The following is a 17,868-nucleotide window of genomic DNA, read 5'->3' on the forward strand; positions in this document are numbered from 1 at the left end:
GGTGGAGATTTCGAGCATCATCCTTCAGTGAGGCCCCGCCGAGCGCTATCTTGCCAGGTGCATGCCAAAGAGGTGTGTCCGCGATCCGGACCGCACGAGGAGCTGCCCCATGAGACTGCCAGGCATCCGAAGGACCAGGACGAGGACCAGGACGAGGGCCGGTACCAGCGCCGGTAGCAGGACCCGGGCCGGGACCCGGGCCGGGACCCGGGCCGGGACCGAGGCAAGCCCCAGGCTCGGGGCCGCGCACACCACCCGACCCGGGCCCCGAGCCCGGCTGCGGCGCACCCGGGCGGCCCTGTTCGCGGGCCTGCTCGCCGTCGCGGGCCTGGCCGCCGCCGGACCGGGGGCGCCGTCCGCCGCCGCGTCCCCCGCCGGGGCCACGGCCACGGCCGGCAACGTCACCGGCTTCGGCCAGACCGGCAACACCTTCACCGTGACGGCCTCCAGCGGCGCCAAGGCCCGCGTGGTCGTCGCCCGGGCCGACATCTTCCGGCTCTGGCTGTCACCCGACGGGGCCTTCACCGACGACCCGGCCGGCGCCGACCTCGCGCCCACCACCGACTTCGGCCCCGTCACGACGAGCTGGACCGACGCGGGCGCCTACTACCGGATCACCACCGGGGCCCTGTCGATCCGGGTCAACAAGGCCCCCCTGCGGTTCTCGGTCTACCGGGCCGACAACAGCACCCTCGTCTGGCAGGAGACCCAGCCCACCAGCTGGACCGGCAGCCAGACCACCCAGTACCTGGCCCGGGGCGCGGACGAGCAGTTCTACGGCACCGGCCTGCGCCTGGGCGAATGGGCGCTGCGGGGCAAGACCGTCCCCGTGGCGGTCGACAACAAGTGGCGCGAGAACGACAACGCCAGCCCCGCCCCCTTCTACATGTCGACCAACGGCTACGGCGTCATGCGCAACACCTGGGCGCCGGGCTCCTACGCCTTCAACGCGCCGAGCGCCCTCACCCACCACGAGAGCCGCTTCGACGCCTGGTACTTCACCGGCACCTCCCTCAAGTCCGTGCTCGACGCGTACACCGACGTCAGCGGCAAACCGTTCATGGCGCCGATGTGGGGCTTCGAACTGGGCAACGCGGACTGCTTCAACGCCTCCAATCCCGACTACCAGGGCGACCATGACCGCCTGCGCCACCAGACGACCCCGGACGTCGTCGGGTACGCGGCCGACGCCCGCGCCGCCGACATGCCCTCGGGCTGGTTCCTGCCGAACGACGGCTACGGCTGCGGCTACACCGCGCCGCTGGGGTCCACCGTGGACGCGCTGCGGGCCAAGGGCTTCCAGACCGGACTGTGGACCTCCACCGGGCTCGGCTCCATCGCCGACGAGGTCGGCAAGGCCGGCTCCCGCGGGGTGAAGACGGACGTGGCCTGGATCGGCAGCGGCTACAAGTACGCCTTCGACGGGGTGCGGCAGGCCGTCGAGGGGATCGAGAAGAACTCCGACGCCCGGCGCTACGTCTGGACCGTCGACGGCTGGGCCGGCACCCAGCGCAACGCCGTCGTCTGGACCGGCGACACCCACGGCACCTGGGACGACATGCGCTGGCACGTTCCCGCCATCACCGGCGCGGGCCTGTCCGCCCTGAACTACGCCGCCGGCGACATCGACGGCATCTTCGGCGGCAGCCCCCAGACGTACACCCGCGACCTGCAGTGGAAGGCCTTCACCCCCGCCTTCATGACCATGTCCGGCTGGGGCGCGACCGGACCCTCGGCGGGCTACCAGGACAAGCAGCCCTGGCGCTTCGCGGAGCCCTACCTCTCCATCAACCGCAAGTACCTCCAGCTCAAGATGCGGCTGATGCCGTACCTCTACACCATGAGCAGGACCGCGCACGAGACCGGAGTGCCCAGCACCCGCGCGATGGTCCTCGAACACCCCGACGACCCGGTGGCCCGCGGGAACCTCACCAGCGGCCAGTTCATGGCAGGCGACTCCTTCCTCGTCGCGCCCGTCGTCTCCGACACCTCCGTCCGCGACGGGATCTACCTGCCCGCCGGCACCTGGACCGACTACTGGACGGGGCGCACCTACGCGGGCCCGGGCTGGCTGAGCGGCTACCAGGCCCCGCTCGACACCCTTCCGCTCTTCGTCAAGGGCGGCGCCATCGTGCCGATGTGGCCGCAGATGAACCACACCGGCGAGAAGCCCGTCTCCACCCTCACCTACGACATCCACCCGCGCGGCAACTCCTCCTTCAGCCTCTACGAGGACGACGGCCTCACCCGCGCCTACCAGTCCGGCGCCTACGCCCGCCAGCAGGTCGACGTCACCGCCCCCGCCTCCGGCTCCGGCACGGTCACCGTCTCCGTCGGGGCCCCCACCGGCAGCTACACCGGCAAACCCGCCTCCCGGGGGTACGAGTTCACCCTCCACGTGGCCTCCGCCCCCACCGCCCTCACCGCGGACGGCGCCGCCCTGCCCCGCCTGACCTCCAAGGCCGCCTACGACACGGCCGCCTCGGGCTGGTTCTTCGACCCGGCGGACCGCTCCGGAGTCCTGTGGATCAAAACGGGTACGAAGTCGGGCGCGTTCAGCGTCTCGGCCGCGGGCACCACCGTCCCGACGGCCGGAGCCCTGCCCTCCGCCACCCCCATCGCGCAGTCGGGCTGGTCCCTGGTCTCCGCCGACAGCCAGGAGACCGCCGCCGAGAACGGCGCGGCCGCGGGCGCCTTCGACGGCAATCCGGCCACGCTGTGGCACACCGCCTGGTCCTCCGGGAAGCCGGCCGCACTCCCGCACGAGATCCAGCTCGACCTCGGCGCCCGCTACGCGGTGGACGGCCTCGGCTACCTGCCCCGGCAGGACGGCGGGGTCAACGGCCGCATCGGCGACTACGAGGTCTACGTCTCCGACACCACCGCCGACTGGGGCTCACCGGTGGCGAGCGGCACCTTCGCCGACACCGCGGCCGCCAAGAGCGCCGCCCTGTCGGTGAAGAGCGGCCGCTACCTGAAGCTGAGAGCCCTCACCGAGGCCGGCGGACGCGGCCCGTGGACCAGCGCCGCCGAGATCACCCTCACCGGACGCCCGTCCCCACTGCCCTCGGCCGGGACCCTCGTCAACGCGGCCTCGGCGAGCTGTCTGGACCTGCCGCACAGCTCCACCACCCCCGGCACCGAGCCCACCCTCTACAGCTGCCACGGAGGCCCGAACCAGCGCTGGACCCTCCAGGGCGACGGCCGCCTCACCGGTCTCGCCGGCGTCTGCCTGGACGGCTCGGACGCCGCCCGGGTGACGATCCGGACCTGCGACGGAAGCGCCGGCCAGACCTGGCAGGCGGGCCCCCAGAGCACCCTGCGCACCTCGGGCCAGTGCCTCGCCCCGGCCGGATCCGGCACCGCCAACGGCACCCGCCTCACCCGCGCCGCCTGCACCGACAGCCCCGCCCAACGCTGGACCTTCACCCCCTGACCCCGCCCGTCAACCGCCGAGCACGGCCTGGCACTCCCGCCAGGCCGGCTCGCTCAACAGCTCCCGGAACCCGCCGAAGAGCGAGAGGAGTCCAGCGCCCCACCGCGCCCGGAAGGCGGGATCGGTCCGCGCGAGGTCGAGCTCGTTGGCCGCGGACAGCTCGGCGAAGTCGCGGCGCAGTTGAGGGGCGGGGGAGTGGACACGGCCGGTGAACCGGTCCCGGAAGGACGCCGTCCCGTCGCCGAGCCCCGGATAGGACGCCGCCCGGTCGCAGGAGGCGTACAGGTAGACGATCTCCTCGGCCTCGGCGCCGATCACCGCGGCCAGCTCGGGCCGCCGCGCGAGCGGCAGCAGGGCGGTCGCGAACCCGTCCGTCCCGTAGAACGCGTGGCACAGCCCCGCCTGCCGGAGCTCGGGCCGTGCTCCCCAGGAGGCGAGCAGCTGCCGCACCCGCACCAGGTGGACGAGCAGGGTTCCGCCGGGATGCGGGACGCGGTCGGCGCCGAGCTCCCGCAGCCATGCGACGACATGGTCCGGCACGGGGCACGTCCTTTCGGGAACGCGGGAACGCGGGAACCCGGGAACCCGGGAACCCGGGAACCCGGGAACCCCGGGGACTAGGAAACCCCGGGACGCGGGCGGCCGGCGCCACGAGTCGGGCAGTCGGCAGTCGGGCAGTCGGGAAGAGGGGAAGGCGGTGGGTCGGCACCCGTCTTCCGTCCGCGCCGGGGGTCCGGACCCCGTGGCGAAGACGCGGGACGGGTTGCCGCCCGGGCCCTGCACCGATCGTGGTCCTGCCCGACACCCAAGTCAATCCTCTGATTCGCTCTCCGAACCCAAGCGATAGCTTGGGGCTCATGACCCTCGACGACCTCCGTGTGTTCGTGGCGGTCTGCCGCGCCGGCAGCCTCAGCGCCGTGGCCCGCGACCTCGGCCGCACCCAGTCCGCCGTGAGCCAGCACGTGCGCCGCCTGGAGAAGCAGACCGGCGCGAGCCTGCTGGAGCGCCATGCCCGCGGGGTGGTGCCCACCGAGGCCGGCCGCATCCTGCAGGCGGCCGCCGCCGACGGCATCGCCGGCCTCGACGGCGCCCTGCGCCGCCTGGACGACCTCGTCCACGGAGGCGGCGGCTCGGTACGCGTCACCACCGGCGCGACCACCGTGCGGCACTTCATGTCCGAGGCCGTCGTCACCTTCCGCCGCCGGCACCCCGGGGTGAGCCTGGAGTTCCAGACCGAGAACTCCAGCCGCGGCTGCTTCGACGCGCTCGCCGCCGACGACCTCGACCTGGCCTGGATCACCATCGGCGCGCCGGTCCGCGGCATCGAACAGCGGCCCGTGATGGAACTCCCCTGGGTGCTCGCGGTGGGCGCCGACGACCCCCTCGCCGCCCGCCCGGCCATCGAGCTCGCCGACCTCTCCGCAATCCGCCACGTCCGGCTCCCGGAGAACTCCGCCTCCCGCGCCCGCCTCGACGCCGCCTTCGCCGAAGCCGGGATCCGGGTCCGCTCCGACACCAGCGTGGCCGACTGGGACACCGCCCTGCTCCTCGCCGAACTGGGCCTGGGCCACGCCGTCGTACCGGCGCTGCCCGGCTGGCGGGTCCCCGGCACCGACGGCCCGCTGCGCCTGGTCCCGATCCCCGGCCTGCCGCCCCTCGCCGTCGGCTGGGCGGTCCGCCGCTGGACCGCCCTCGCCCCGCCGGCCCGGGCCTTCGCCGCGGAGGTGGCCCGCAGCTGCACGGCCCGCGCCGCCGCCCGCTGACCCCGGGCGGCGGCCCCGCCCTCGCGAGCCCGGCCCGGTGGCCACGACGCCCCCAGGGCCGAGTGGCCCCCGCGGGCCGCGCTTTCGGGTGACACCACCGCTCGGCGCCCGGCTCCCCGCCGCCGCGGTGCCCGAGCATCTCAGGCGGCCGGTCATGACGTTCGCGTCGGCGTCCGGCCATGACCAGCCGAGGCGCGCCGGCGCCGCGGATCCGGGCCGCCGCGGGGAGACCACGTGCACGTCCTGCTCGTCGCGAGCGCGTTCAACAGCCTCACCCAACGGGTCCACGCCGAACTGCGCGACCACGGCCACAGCGTGGCGGTCGAACTCGCGCTGCCCCACGCGCCCCTGGCCGCCGCCGTCCACCGGCACCGGCCCGACCTCGTCATCGCCCCGATGCTGCGCACCGCCATCCCCGAGGAGGTCTGGGCCGCGTACACCTGCCTGATCGTCCACCCCGGACCGGTCGGCGACCGGGGCCCCTCCTCGCTCGACTGGGCCCTGCACGAGCAGGCCGCCCGGTGGGGGGTCACGGTCCTGCAGGCCGAGGCCGAGATGGACGCCGGAGCCGTCTGGGCCGAAGTGGCGTGCCCCGTACCGCCCGTGGGCAAGAGCGACCTCTACCGCGGCGAGATCGCCGACGCCGCCCTGGAAGCCGTACTCCTCGCCGTCGGGCGGTTCGCCTCGGGCACGTACACCCCGCAGCCGCAGACCGCCGGACGGGCGCGCCCCGCGATGCGCCAGGAACACCGGCGGATCGACTGGCGGACGGACTCCACCGCACGCGTCCTGGGCGCCCTGCGCGCGGCCGACTCGCAGCCCGGCGTACGGGACGAACTGCTCGGCGCCGAGTGGTTCCTGCACGGAGGCCACGCCGAGGACGCGCTGCGCGGCCGCCCCGGGGAGCTGCTGGCCACCCGGGCGGGCGCCCTCTGCCGGGCCACCGCCGACGGCGCCGTCTGGATCCCCGAACTCCGCGCCGCGCGCACCCCCGGCGGGCCCGCCGCCCCGAAGCTGCCCGCGGCCACGGCCCTCGCCGGCCGGCTGCCCGCGCTGCCCGAACACCCCGCCCCGCCGCTCACCGGCACGGGCCGGCGGACCTGGTCCGACATCGGCTACCGGGAGGAGGGGCAGACCGGTTTCCTGTCCTTCGCCTTCCCCGGCGGCGCGATGAGCACCGCCCACTGCCGGCGCCTCCTCGACGCCTACCGGAGCGCCTGCTCCCGCCCCACCGCCGTGCTGGTCCTCGGCGGCGGCCGCGACTTCTTCTCCAACGGCATCCACCTGGGCGTCATCGAGGCGGCCGCCGACCCGGCCGAGGAGTCCTGGGCCAACATCAACGCCATGGACGACCTGGTCGAAGCGGTGCTCACGACCACCGACCGCCTCGTCGTCGCCGCCCTCGGCGGAAACGCCGCCGCCGGCGGAGCCATGCTCGCCCTCGCCGCCGACGAGGTCTGGTGCCGCTCCGGAGCGGTCCTCAACCCGCACTACCGCCTCATGGGACTGCACGGCTCCGAGTACTGGACGTACACCCTGCCCCGCCGCGTGGGCACCGGCGTCGCCGAGCGCCTCACCACCGAGGCCCTGCCGCTGAGCGCGGAGGCCGCGCACCGGCTGGGGCTCGCCGACCGCACGGTGCCCTGCGCCCCCCAGGCCTTCGCCGACGAGACGGCGCGGCTCGCCACGCGGCTGGCCGGACTGCCCTCCACCGCCTCCCGGATCGCCGCCAAGAAGGCGCGGCGCGACCGCGACGAGGCGGAGAAGCCCCTGGCCGCCTACCGGGAGGCCGAACTGGCTTTGATGCGGCAGACCTTCTTCGACCCCGACGCCCCCTACCACGCCCTGCGGCGTGCCTTCGTACGCAAGGAGCCCGCGACGGCCACCCCGCCCCACCTGGCACGCGCCGTGGCCGGCCGGCACACCGAGCCGCTGCCGTCCCGGCAGCGCCCGGTCACTGGACTGGCCGCACAAGACGCGGCACGCAGGGCGTCCGGCTGTTAGCAAGAAAGGCGAGGCCTCAACGCCGCCTCGCCCCGCACTCCGTCCCGAGCACCTCCCCGAGGAGGCATCCCCATGGATCCAGCGACGTCGGCCCCGGTCGAAGACCCCCCGATCCACATCCTCTGGATCAACGCGGGGCTGAGCTGCGACGGCGACTCCGTATCGCTGACCGCCGCCATGCAGCCCAGCATCGAGGAGATCGTGATGGGCGTCCTGCCGGGGCTGCCCAAGATCGCGGTGCACTGGCCGCTGATCGACTTCGAATGCGGGCCCGTCGGGGGCGCGGACACGTTCATCGAGTGGTTCTTCAAGGGCGAGCGGGGGGAGATCGACCCGTTCGTCCTCGTCGTCGAGGGCTCCATCCCGAACGAGAAGATCAAGCCCGAGGGCTACTGGTGCGGCTTCGGCGACGACCCCGAGACCGGCCAGCCCATCACCACCAGCGAGTGGATCGACCGGCTGGCCCCCAAGGCCCTCGCCGTCGTCGCCATCGGCACCTGCGCCACGTACGGCGGCATCCACGCCATGGAGGGCAACCCGACCGGCGCCATGGGCGTGCCCGACTACCTGGGCTGGGACTGGACCTCGAAGGCCGGCATCCCGATCGTGTGCGTGCCGGGCTGCCCGATCCAGCCGGACAACTTCTCGGAGACCCTGACCTACCTGCTCTACCAGGCGGCCGGATCGGCCCCGATGATCCCCCTCGACGACAAGCTGCGCCCGACCTGGCTGTTCGGCGCCACCGTCCACGAGGGCTGCGACCGGGCCGGCTACTACGAGCAGGGCCAGTTCGCCCACACCTACGACTCGCCCAAGTGCCTGGTCAAACTCGGCTGCTGGGGCCCCGTCGTCAAATGCAACGTCCCCAAGCGCGGCTGGATGAACGGCATCGGCGGCTGCCCCAACGTCGGCGGCATCTGCATCGCCTGCACGATGCCCGGCTTCCCCGACAAGTTCATGCCGTTCATGGACGAACCCCCCGGCGCCAAGGTGTCCAGCAAGGCCAGCGGCGCGTACGGGGCGGTGGTCCGCAAGCTCCGGTCGATCACGGCGCACACCGTGGACCAGGAGCCCAAGTGGCGCCGCACCGGCCAGAAGCTGACCACGGGCTACCGCCCGCCCTGGTGAGCGCCCCGCACCTCCCCGTCCGATCACGAACTCGCGCAGCACAGCAGCAGGAAGGGTCACGGCAGACACGATGACACCGAAGACGAAGGCGGCCGGCGACGGCAGCGGCCTGGTGGAGATGGCCTGGGATCCGATCACCCGGATCGTCGGCAGCCTCGGCATCCACACGAAGATCGACTTCAAGCAGAAGCGGGTCGCGGAGTGCTACAGCACCTCGTCGGTCTTCCGCGGATACAGCGTCTTCATGCGCGGCAAGGACCCCCGCGACGCGCACTTCATCACCAGCCGCATCTGCGGGATCTGCGGCGACAACCACGCCACCTGCTCCGTGTACGCCCAGAACATGGCCTACGGGGTGAAGCCGCCCCACCTCGCCGAGTGGATCATCAACCTCGGCGAGTCGGCGGAGTACATGTTCGACCACAACATCTTCCAGGAGAACCTGGTAGGGGTCGACTACTGCGAGAAGATGGTCCGCGAGACCAATCCCGGCGTGCTGGAACTGGCCGAGCGCACCCCCGCCCCGCACGCCGGCGAGCACGGTTTCAAGACCATCGCCGACATCATGCGCTCCCTCAACCCCATCGAGGGCGAGTTCTACCGCGAGGCCCTCCAGGTCAGCCGCTACACGCGCGAGATGTTCTGCCTGATGGAGGGCCGCCACGTGCACCCCTCCACCCTCTACCCGGGCGGCGTCGGCACCATCGCCTCCGTGCAGCTCTTCACCGACTACATGAGCCGCCTCATGCGGTACTGCGAGTTCATGAAGCGCGTCGTCCCGCTCCACGACGACCTGTTCGACTTCTTCTACGAGGCCCTGCCCGGATACGAGGAGGTCGGCCGCCGGCGTGTGCTGCTCGGCTGCTGGGGCGCGCTCAACGACCCCGAGTACTGCGACTTCACCTACGCCAACATGACCGACTGGGGACGGAAGATGTTCGTCACCCCGGGCGTGGTCGTCGACGGCAAACTGGTCACCAACGACCTCACCGAGATCAACCTCGGCATCCGCATCCTGCTCGGCAGCTCGTACTACGACGACTGGCAGGGCCAGGAGCAGTTCGTCACCCACGACCCGCTCGGCAACCCGGTCGACCCGCGCCACCCGTGGAACCAGCACACCATCCCCGCCCCGCAGAAACGGAACTTCGACGACAAGTACAGCTGGGTGATGTCGCCCCGCTGGTTCGACGGCAAGGACCACCTCGCGCTCGACACCGGCGGCGGCCCCATCGCCCGCCTGTGGTCCACCGCCCTGTCCGGGCTCGTCCACACCGACTACGTGCAGGCCACCGGGCACAGCGTCGTCATCACCCTGCCGCGCACGATGACCAAGCCCGAGACCCGCTTCGAGTGGAAGATCCCGAAGTGGAGCAACGCGCTGGAGCGCAACCGCGCCCGCACCTACTTCCAGGCGTACGCGGCGGCCATCGCCCTGCACTGCGCCGAGAAGGGGCTGGCCGAGGTCCGCGCCGGGCGCACCCAGACCTGGGAGAAGTTCGAGGTTCCCGACGAGGGCCTGGGCGTCGGCTTCACCGAGGCCGTACGGGGCGTCCTCTCGCACCACATGGTGATCCGCGACGGCAAGATCGCCAACTACCACCCGTACCCGCCCACCCCCTGGAACGCCAGCACCCGCGACACCTTCGGCACCCCGGGACCGTACGAGGACGCCGTCCAGAACACCCCGATCTTCGAGGAGAACACCCCCGAGAACTTCAAGGGGATCGACATCATGCGGGCGGTGCGCAGCTTCGACCCCTGTCTGCCGTGCGGTGTCCACATGTACGTGGGCGGCGGCAAGACCGTGAAGACCATGCACGTGCCCACCGGCCTGAGCGGACTGGGCGGATGAGCCCGGCCGCCGACGCCCGGCAGGCGGGCCGCCGCGTCGAGGAGGTGCTCGACCGGCTCGCCGCCACCGGCGACCGCGAGGCGTGCGCGGCCGCCGAGGAACTGGTGCGCGTCCTCATGGACTTCTACGGGGCGGGCCTCGCCCGGATCGTCGGGCAGCTCGGCGCGGAGCCGCTGCGCCCGCTGCTCGACGACGAGCTCGTCGCCAGTCTGCTGGCCCTGCACGACCTCCACCCCGAGGACGTGCACACCCGCATCGGCCGCGCCCTGGCCGCCGCCGGGGAGACCGCCCAGGTGCTCGGCTTCGACGAGGGCACCGGGGTGCTGCGCCTGCGCACCGAGTCCGGAGGGTCCGGCTGCGGCTGCGGCAGCGCCGGCGGGCAGCAGTCGCTGGAGGACACCCTGGCCTCCTTCGCGCCCGAGGTCACCCGGGTCGAGACGGAGCAGGCCGCCCCGCAGCCCGCCCTGCTGCAGATCTCCGCCCGTCCGCACTCCCCGGCGCGGGTGCCGTGAACCGCCAGGCGGCCCGTACGGGCGCACCGCGCGGACTGCGGCGGTTCGCGGGCCCGCGTCCGCCGCGCCCCGAAACCTGTGAACTGTGCGGGGTGGTGGTGCCCGAGGACGGCCACCGCCACCTCGTGGAGACCGAGCAGCGGGCCCTGGTGTGCGCCTGCACCGCCTGCGCCCTGCGGTTCGACCGGCCGGGCACCGCCACCGGCCGGTACCGCGCGGTCCCCGACCGCTACCTCGCCGATCCCGGCCACCCGCTCGACGAGGGGGCCTGGGAACTGCTCCAGATCCCGGTCGGCGTCGCCTTCTTCTTCCGCAACGCCGCCCTCGACCGCCTGGTCGCGCTCTACCCGAGCCCGGCCGGGGCCACGGAGAGCGAACTCGACCCGCAGACCTGGCAGACCGTGCTCGGCGGCGGCCGGCTGGCCGCCCTGCTCGAACCCGACGTGGAGGCCCTCCTGCTGCGCCGCTCGGAGGGCCGCACCGCCTGCTACCTCGTGCCCATCGACATCTGCTACGAACTGGTGGGCCGCATGAGGCTGCTGTGGCAGGGCTTCGACGGCGGCGCCGAGGCCCGCGCAGCCCTCGACGCCTTCTTCGAGCAGGTGGAACGCCGGGCCAAGGTGCCCGCCGACACCGCCGGGGCGCGGCCGCGATGACCGAACTCGGCTTCACCTGCACCGGGGTGCGCGCCGACGGCTACGCCGCCGGCCCGACCCTCGTCTTCCGGCTGCGGATCACCGCCGCCGGCAACGCCCGGGTGCACGCCCTCGCCCTGCGCTGCCAGATCCGCATCGAACCGGCCCGACGCGGCTACGGCCCCGCCGAGGCCGACGGCCTGGCCGACCTGTTCGGCGAGCGCAGCCGCTGGGGGGCCACCCTCCAGCCCGTGCAGTTCGCCCAGGTCCCGCTCATGGTGCCGGGATTCACCGGGGAGACCGAGATCGACCTGGCCGTCCCCTGCACCTACGACATGGACATCGCGGCGACCCGCTACTTCCACGCCCTCGAGGAGGGCGAGGCGCCCCTGCTGATGCTGTTCTCCGGCACCGCCTTCACCGGCGCGGGCGGCTTCCGGGTCGAGCCCGTCCCCTGGGACCGCGAAGCCTCGTACCGGCTGCCCGTACCCGTGTGGCGGGAGATGATCGAGCAGCACTTCCCGGGCTGCGGCTGGCTGCGGCTGCCCCGCGAGATGATGGCGGAGCTGCTCGCCTTCCGCTCACGGAACTCGCTCGCCTCCTGGGAGGCCACCGTGCGCACCCTCCTCGACGGGTCCGCCGCGGCGGACCCGCCGCGCCCGCCTGTCCGGTTCGGCTCCGTACGGCCCCGTGCCACCGAGAGGACGGCGCCATGACCACGACGGCCGCGGCGGACTCCCGCTTCGCCACCGCCCGGCAGGTGGCGGACGCCGTCCTCTTCGAGGGCTACGTGCTCTACCCCTACCGGGCCTCGGCGGCCAAGAACCGGCTGCGCTGGCAGTTCGGCGTCCTGGTTCCGCCCGCCTGGGGCCCGGCGCACGAGGAGCACGCGCACCAGCGGACCGAGGTCCTGATGGAGCCGAAGGGCGACGCGCGCCTCGCCGTCGAGCTGCGCTTCCTGCACGCGCAGCGCCGCACGGTCCAGGAGGCGCTGCCCGACGGCACCTTCACGGACGTGGCCGAACTGCACCTGGCGGACCGGGTCCTCGTCCCGTGGGACGAGGGGACCGAGGAGCGGGTCGAGCTGTCCGTCGGCGTCGCCGAACTGGCGGGGGAGGGGTTCACCCTGCCCTTCCGCAGGCCCGCCCGCGAGAGCACCGAGCCCGTGCTCGGCCCCGACGGCCGCACCATCGGCCGCCTGGTGCGGCGCACCGAGGAGATCGAGGGCGTCGTCCGCCTGCGCGCCACCGAACTCGAAGGCGCCTACCGGGTGTTCAAGCTCACGGCGGTCGTGGAGAACACCAGCCCCTGGACGCCGCCGGACGGGGCGGCCGACCGTGACGCGGCCCTGCCCCGGTCGCTGGTCGCGGCCCACCTCCTGCTGGGGCTCGACGCCGGCTCCTTCCTGTCCATGACCGACCCCCCGGAGTGGGCCAAGGCGGCCGTCGCCTCCTGCGCCAACCGCCACACCTGGCCCGTACTGGCCGGCGAACCCGGCCGCGCCGACGTGGTCCTGTCCTCCCCGATCATCCTGGAGGACCACCCCGCCATCGCCCCGGAGAGCCTCGGCGCGATGTACGACGCCACCGAGATCGACGAGATCCTCGCCCTGCGCACGGCGGCCCTCACCGACCGCGAGAAGCGCGAGGCGCGCGGCACGGACGCCCGCGCCGCCGCCGTGATCGACCTCGCCGACACCATGCCGCCCGAGGTCCTGGAGCGGCTGCACGGGGCGGTGCGCGCCCTGCGCGAGATCACGGGCCCGGGCGGAGGCCGGCCGGACCTCCCCGAGGCCTTCACCGCACTCCCGGACGAGGAGGCGGTGTTCCGCCCCGACACACCCTGGTGGGACCCGGCCAAGGACGACACCGCCGATCCGGCGCGCGACCGGATCCTCGTCGACGGCACCCCGGTGGGCGTGGGCAGCCGCGTGCTGCTGCGCCCGGGCCTGCGCCGCACCGACGCCCAGGACCTGTTCCTCCAGGGCATGGCAGCCCGGGTCGAGGCGGTCCTGCACGACGTCGACGGGGGAGTCCACCTCGCCGTGACCGTCGAGGGCGACCCGGGCGCGGACATCCGGCGCGAGCAGGGCCGCTTCCTCTACTTCCAGCCCGACGAGGTCACCCCCCTGGAGGACGCGTGAGCGGCGGGACGCTGGTCGCCGGCATCGGCAACGTCTTCCTGGGCGACGACGGTTTCGGCGTCGAGACCGTGCGGGCCCTGTCCGCGCACCGGCTGCCCGACGGAGTGGAGGTGGTGGACTTCGGTGTCCGCGGGGTCCACCTCGCCTACCAGCTCCTCGACGGCTACGACACGCTCGTGATGGTCGACGCCACCGCACGCGGCGGCGAGCCCGGCACGCTCTACCTCATCGAGGCCGACGGGAGCGCGGGGCCCGCCGGCGCCGTCCTCGACGGCCACCACATGTCCCCCGACGCGGTCCTCGCGCTGCTGGACACCCTGTGCGCCGGCACCGGAACCGTCCCGCCCCGCCGGACGTTCGTCGTCGGCTGCGAACCGGCCTCGGTCGAGGAGGGCATCGGCCTGAGCCCGCCCGTGGCCGCGGCCGTACCGCTGGCCGCCCGGATGGTGCTGGACCTGCTCCGCGACGAGACCGCGACGCCCTCCCGCGCCGCACTGAGGAGAACCACATGAAGAAGGCCGTGATCTGCGGGGCCGCCACCGCCGCGCTCCTCCTCGTACTGAAGGAAGTCCTTCCCGACCTCAGGCGCTACCTGCGGCTGACCAGGATGTGAGCCGCCGCCCGCCCGGGAGCCCGCGTCGGTGCCCGCCCGGTGCCCCCCCGGCGCACGCGGGGCGTGCGCCCGAACGGCGTACGGGGCGTGCCGCGCCTCGGCGTGCCCGCCCGCCCCGCCTCCGTCCTGCCGGTGTAATGAGCCCCGGCAGGACGGAGTCCGATGCACGAGATGTCGATCGCCATGGCCGTCGTCGGCCAGGTGGAGGAAGCGGCCGGGGCCGGCGGCGCGAGCGCGGTGACAGCCGTCCGGCTCGAGGTCGGTGAGCTGGCGGGGGTCGTCCCCGACGCCCTGGCCTTCTGTTTCGAACTGGCCTGCGCCGGAACCGTACTGGAAGGCGCCCGCCTCGTCACCGAGACGGTGGCGGCCCGCGCCCGGTGCGGCTCCTGCGGGCACGTGTGGCCGACCGGCATGCCCCCCGAGCTGTGCTGCCCCGGCTGCGCGCGGGCCACCGACGTCGAGCTGGTCGCGGGCCGCGAGCTGCGGATCCGCACCGTGGACTGGGAGGACGGTCCCGCCCCCCGCGCCGCCCGTACCAGCGAACCGATCTCCGAGGAGGGCTGAACCATGTGCCGAGTGGTCGATCTACGGCAGGCGGTACTCGCCAAGAACGACGAGGCGGCGCACACCCTGCGCGCCGGACTCACCGCACGCGGAACCGTGGTCGTCAACCTGCTCTCCAGCCCGGGCAGCGGGAAGACGGAACTGCTGGAACGCGAACTGCTCCTGGCCCGGGAGCGGGGGGTGCCGGTGGCCGCGCTGACCGCCGACCTCGCGACCGAGAACGACGCCCGCCGGCTGGCCCGCTCCGGAGTACCGGTCAAGCAGGTGCTCACCGACGGGCTCTGCCACCTGGAGGCCGGGATGCTGGGCCGGCACCTGGACGGCTGGCTGCCCGAGGACACCCGGATCCTGTTCGTGGAGAACGTGGGCAACCTGGTCTGCCCCGCCTCCTACGACCTCGGGGAGTCCCTGCGCGTGGTGCTCGCCTCGGTCACCGAGGGCGAGGACAAGCCGCTGAAGTACCCGACCGCCTTCGGGCTGGCGCAGCTGGTGGTGGTGACCAAGACGGACATCGCGCAGGCCGTCGCCTTCGACGAGGCCGCCTTCCGTGCCAACGTCCAGCGGGTCAACCCCGGTGTGGAGGTGGCGCTGACGTCCGCCCGCGCCGGGGAGGGCACGGGCCTGCTGCTGGACCGGGCGCTGGCAGTGGGCGCGGGCGCCGCGGCGCACGCGCCGGTCATGGCGCGCCGGCCCCACACGCACGGGCCCGACCACGGCCACCGGCACGAGCACGGCGACCACGAGCACGGCGACCACGAGCACGGCGACCACGAGCACGGCGACCACGACCACGGCGACCACGACCACGACCACGGGGACCACGGCCACACCCACGGAACCTCGCACACCGTGGTGCCGACGCGCTGATGGAGACCGTCGAGCGGCGCCGGATCACCGTCCGGGGCGTGGTGCAGGGCGTCGGCTTCCGGCCGTACGTGTACACCCGCGCCACGGGCCTCGGCCTCGCCGGGCACGTCACCAACACCCCCGAGGGGGTCGTCGCGGAGGTCGAGGGCGCACCGGACGCCGTCACCGCGTTCTGCGACCGGCTCGCGGCCGACGCGCCCCCGCTGGCGGTGGTGGACGCGGTCGACCACCGCCGCGTGCCCGTCGCGGGCGGCACCGGATTCACCATCGTCGCCTCCCGGGCCGGCGGCCCCGCCCGCACGCTGGTCCCCCCGGACGTGGCCACCTGCGCGGACTGCCTGGCCGAGCTGGCGGATCCGGCGGACCGCCGCCACCGCCACCCCTTCATCACCTGCACGCACTGCGGACCGCGCTTCACCATCGTCACCGGACTGCCCTACGACCGGGCCCACACCACGATGGCCGCGTTCCCGATGTGCCCCGACTGCGCCCGCGAGTACGCCGATCCCGCCGACCGCCGCTTCCACGCGCAGCCCGTCGCCTGCCCCGCCTGCGGGCCCCGGCTGCGGCTGCTCGACGGGCACCCGCCGCACGAGGTGACCGGCGCCGACCCGGTCGCCGAAGCCCGGCGGCTGCTGGCCGCCGGAGCGATCCTCGCCGTCAAGGGGATCGGCGGCTACCACCTCGCCTGCGACGCCTCCCGCCCCGGAGCGGTGGCCGAACTGCGCCGCCGCAAGGCGCGCGGGGACAAGCCCTTCGCCCTCATGGCCCGAGACCTCGCCGGCCTCGAACACCTCGTCCACACCGGGCCCGAGGAGCGCGCCCTGCTGACCGGGGCGGCCCGCCCGATCGTGCTGCTGCGCCGCCGCGCCGACGCGCCCGCCGGGGAGGTGGCCGACGAGGTTGCGCCGCGCTGTCCCGACCTCGGCGTGATGCTCCCGTACACCCCCGTGCACCACCTGCTGCTGGGACTGCCCGGCGACCCGCCCGGTCCCCGGCTGCTCGTCATGACCAGCGGGAACCTCTCCGGGGAGCCCATCGTCACCGAGGACGACGAGGCCCTGGACCGGCTCGCTCCGCTCGCCGACGCCTGGCTCACCCACGACCGCCCGATCCACGTGCCCTGCGACGACTCGGTGGTGCGCGTCTGCGACGGCGAGCCGCTGATCCTGCGGCGGTCCCGCGGATACGCCCCGCTGCCCGTAGCGCTCCCGCTGCCGGTGCCCGCGGTCCTCGCCGCCGGGGGAGACCTGAAGAACACCTTCTGCCTCGGCGAAGGACGCCGGGCCTGGCTGTCCGCGCACATCGGCGACATGGACGACCTCGCCACCCAGTACGCCCGCGAACGCGCCGAGCGCCAGCTGGAGTCGGTCACCGGCGTCACCCCGGCCGTGCTCGCGGCCGACCTCCACCCCGGCTACCGCTCCGGGCAGCGCGCCCGGCGCGACGCCGCCGGCCGGCCGCTGGTCCGCGTACAGCACCACCACGCCCACATCGCCTCGGCGATGGCCGAACACGGTCTGGACGGCGGCCGGCCGGTGATCGGCGTCGCCTTCGACGGCACGGGCTACGGGGACGACGGCGCGGTGTGGGGCGGCGAGTTCCTCCTGGCCGACTACGCCGGCTACACGCGCTTCGCCCACCTCGCCTACGTCCCGCTGCCGGGCGGCGACGCGGCCGTGCACCGCCCGTACCGCATGGCCCTGTCCCAGCTGCGGGCCGCGGGCATCGCGTGGACCCCGGACCTGCCCTGCGTCGCGGCCTGCCCGCCCGACGAACTGCGGGTGCTGGCCGGGCAGCTGGAGCGGAACCTGAACTGCGCCCCCACCTCCAGCATGGGCCGCCTCTTCGACGCGGTGTCCTCGCTGGCGGGGGTCTGCCACCACTCCGGCTACGAGGCGCAGGCCGCGATCGAGCTCGAGTCCGCCGCGCTCACCGACCTCACCGCTTCCGGACCCGTGCCCGGGTACGCCTTCGCGCTGCGCCTGCCGCCGGACGGCGCCGAGGGGCCGGTGGCCGCCGATCCGGCGCCCGTGCTGGCCGCCGTGGTGGCCGACCTGCGCGCCGGCACCCGGCCGGCGTGGATCGCCGCCCGCTTCCACACCGCGGTGGCCGAACTCGTCGGCGCGCTGTGCGGCCTGGCCCGCGAGCGCCACGGCCTGGACACCGTCGCGCTGACCGGCGGGGTCTTCGCCAACACCCTGCTCTCCTCGGCCTGTGCCCGCATCCTGCGCGAGCGGGACTTCACCGTCCTGCGCCACGTCCGGATCCCGCCGAACGACGGCGGCCTGTCGCTGGGCCAGCTCATGGTGGCGGCAGCGGTCCACGCCACGGATCACCATTCCTAG

Annotated in this window: 14 protein-coding genes; 13 read left to right on the forward strand and 1 reads right to left on the reverse strand. The window is 74.0% G+C overall.

Translation table 11 applies throughout. From position 1 onward, the window contains the following. Window positions 1–109 precede the first annotated feature (109 nt). Complete coding sequence (locus AB0D66_RS14295) at window positions 110–3,436, forward strand: TIM-barrel domain-containing protein (protein ID WP_362301739.1); 3,327 nt, start codon at window positions 110–112, stop codon at window positions 3,434–3,436. Window positions 3,437–3,445: 9 nt separating this feature from the next. On the opposite strand, the gene AB0D66_RS14300 is transcribed toward AB0D66_RS14295, so the two are convergent. Beyond that, window positions 3,446–3,976 (reverse strand): DUF6817 domain-containing protein, encoded by a 531-nt coding sequence (locus tag AB0D66_RS14300; protein WP_362301742.1) that lies wholly within the window; start codon window positions 3,974–3,976, stop codon window positions 3,446–3,448. Window positions 3,977–4,293: 317 nt separating this feature from the next. On the opposite strand from AB0D66_RS14300, the gene AB0D66_RS14305 reads away from it, so the two are divergent. The 12 genes from AB0D66_RS14305 to hypF all read left to right on the forward strand — a co-directional run bounded on the left by AB0D66_RS14305 (window position 4,294) and on the right by hypF (window position 17,868). Next, window positions 4,294–5,199: a LysR family transcriptional regulator gene (locus tag AB0D66_RS14305; RefSeq protein ID WP_362301745.1), complete on the forward strand. Its 906-nt coding sequence runs from the start codon at window positions 4,294–4,296 to the stop codon at window positions 5,197–5,199. Between the two features lie 234 nt (window positions 5,200–5,433). Further along, complete coding sequence (locus AB0D66_RS14310; protein ID WP_362301748.1) at window positions 5,434–7,203, forward strand: hydrogenase maturation protein; 1,770 nt, start codon at window positions 5,434–5,436, stop codon at window positions 7,201–7,203. 72 nt (window positions 7,204–7,275) lie between these two features. Beyond that, window positions 7,276–8,331, forward strand: coding sequence for a hydrogenase expression protein HypE (locus AB0D66_RS14315; RefSeq protein ID WP_362301751.1), 1,056 nt, complete (start codon window positions 7,276–7,278; stop codon window positions 8,329–8,331). A gap of 70 nt (window positions 8,332–8,401) precedes the next feature. Next, a complete protein-coding gene (locus AB0D66_RS14320; protein WP_362301754.1) occupies window positions 8,402–10,186 on the forward strand; it encodes a nickel-dependent hydrogenase large subunit in 1,785 nt (594 codons plus the stop codon). Further along, complete coding sequence (locus tag AB0D66_RS14325) at window positions 10,183–10,698, forward strand: hypothetical protein (RefSeq protein WP_362301757.1); 516 nt, start codon at window positions 10,183–10,185, stop codon at window positions 10,696–10,698. Before AB0D66_RS14320 ends, AB0D66_RS14325 begins: the two co-directional genes overlap by 4 nt. Then, window positions 10,695–11,354: a DUF5947 family protein gene (locus tag AB0D66_RS14330; RefSeq protein WP_362301760.1), complete on the forward strand. Its 660-nt coding sequence runs from the start codon at window positions 10,695–10,697 to the stop codon at window positions 11,352–11,354. The genes AB0D66_RS14325 and AB0D66_RS14330 overlap by 4 nt, the downstream gene beginning before the upstream one ends. Beyond that, on the forward strand, window positions 11,351–12,049 hold the full coding sequence (locus tag AB0D66_RS14335) for a DUF6084 family protein (protein ID WP_362301763.1): 699 nt from the start codon (window positions 11,351–11,353) through the stop codon (window positions 12,047–12,049). Before AB0D66_RS14330 ends, AB0D66_RS14335 begins: the two co-directional genes overlap by 4 nt. Next, window positions 12,046–13,476 (forward strand): hypothetical protein, encoded by a 1,431-nt coding sequence (locus tag AB0D66_RS14340; RefSeq protein WP_362301766.1) that lies wholly within the window; start codon window positions 12,046–12,048, stop codon window positions 13,474–13,476. The genes AB0D66_RS14335 and AB0D66_RS14340 overlap by 4 nt, the downstream gene beginning before the upstream one ends. Continuing rightward, entirely contained in the window at window positions 13,473–13,988 is a 516-nt protein-coding gene (locus AB0D66_RS14345; RefSeq protein ID WP_362301769.1) for a hydrogenase maturation protease, read from the forward strand. Before AB0D66_RS14340 ends, AB0D66_RS14345 begins: the two co-directional genes overlap by 4 nt. 263 nt (window positions 13,989–14,251) lie before the next feature. After that, window positions 14,252–14,653, forward strand: coding sequence for a hydrogenase maturation nickel metallochaperone HypA (locus AB0D66_RS14350; RefSeq protein ID WP_362301772.1), 402 nt, complete (start codon window positions 14,252–14,254; stop codon window positions 14,651–14,653). Between the two features lie 3 nt (window positions 14,654–14,656). Continuing rightward, the gene (hypB, locus tag AB0D66_RS14355; protein ID WP_362301775.1) at window positions 14,657–15,520 is read left to right on the forward strand and encodes a hydrogenase nickel incorporation protein HypB; all 864 of its coding nucleotides are present in this window, start codon (window positions 14,657–14,659) and stop codon (window positions 15,518–15,520) included. Further along, window positions 15,520–17,868: a carbamoyltransferase HypF gene (gene hypF, locus AB0D66_RS14360; protein WP_362301778.1), complete on the forward strand. Its 2,349-nt coding sequence runs from the start codon at window positions 15,520–15,522 to the stop codon at window positions 17,866–17,868. The genes hypB and hypF overlap by 1 nt, the downstream gene beginning before the upstream one ends.

It is taken from the genome of Streptomyces sp. NPDC048270 (assembly GCF_040652335.1).
Taxonomy (GTDB): domain Bacteria; phylum Actinomycetota; class Actinomycetes; order Streptomycetales; family Streptomycetaceae; genus Streptomyces.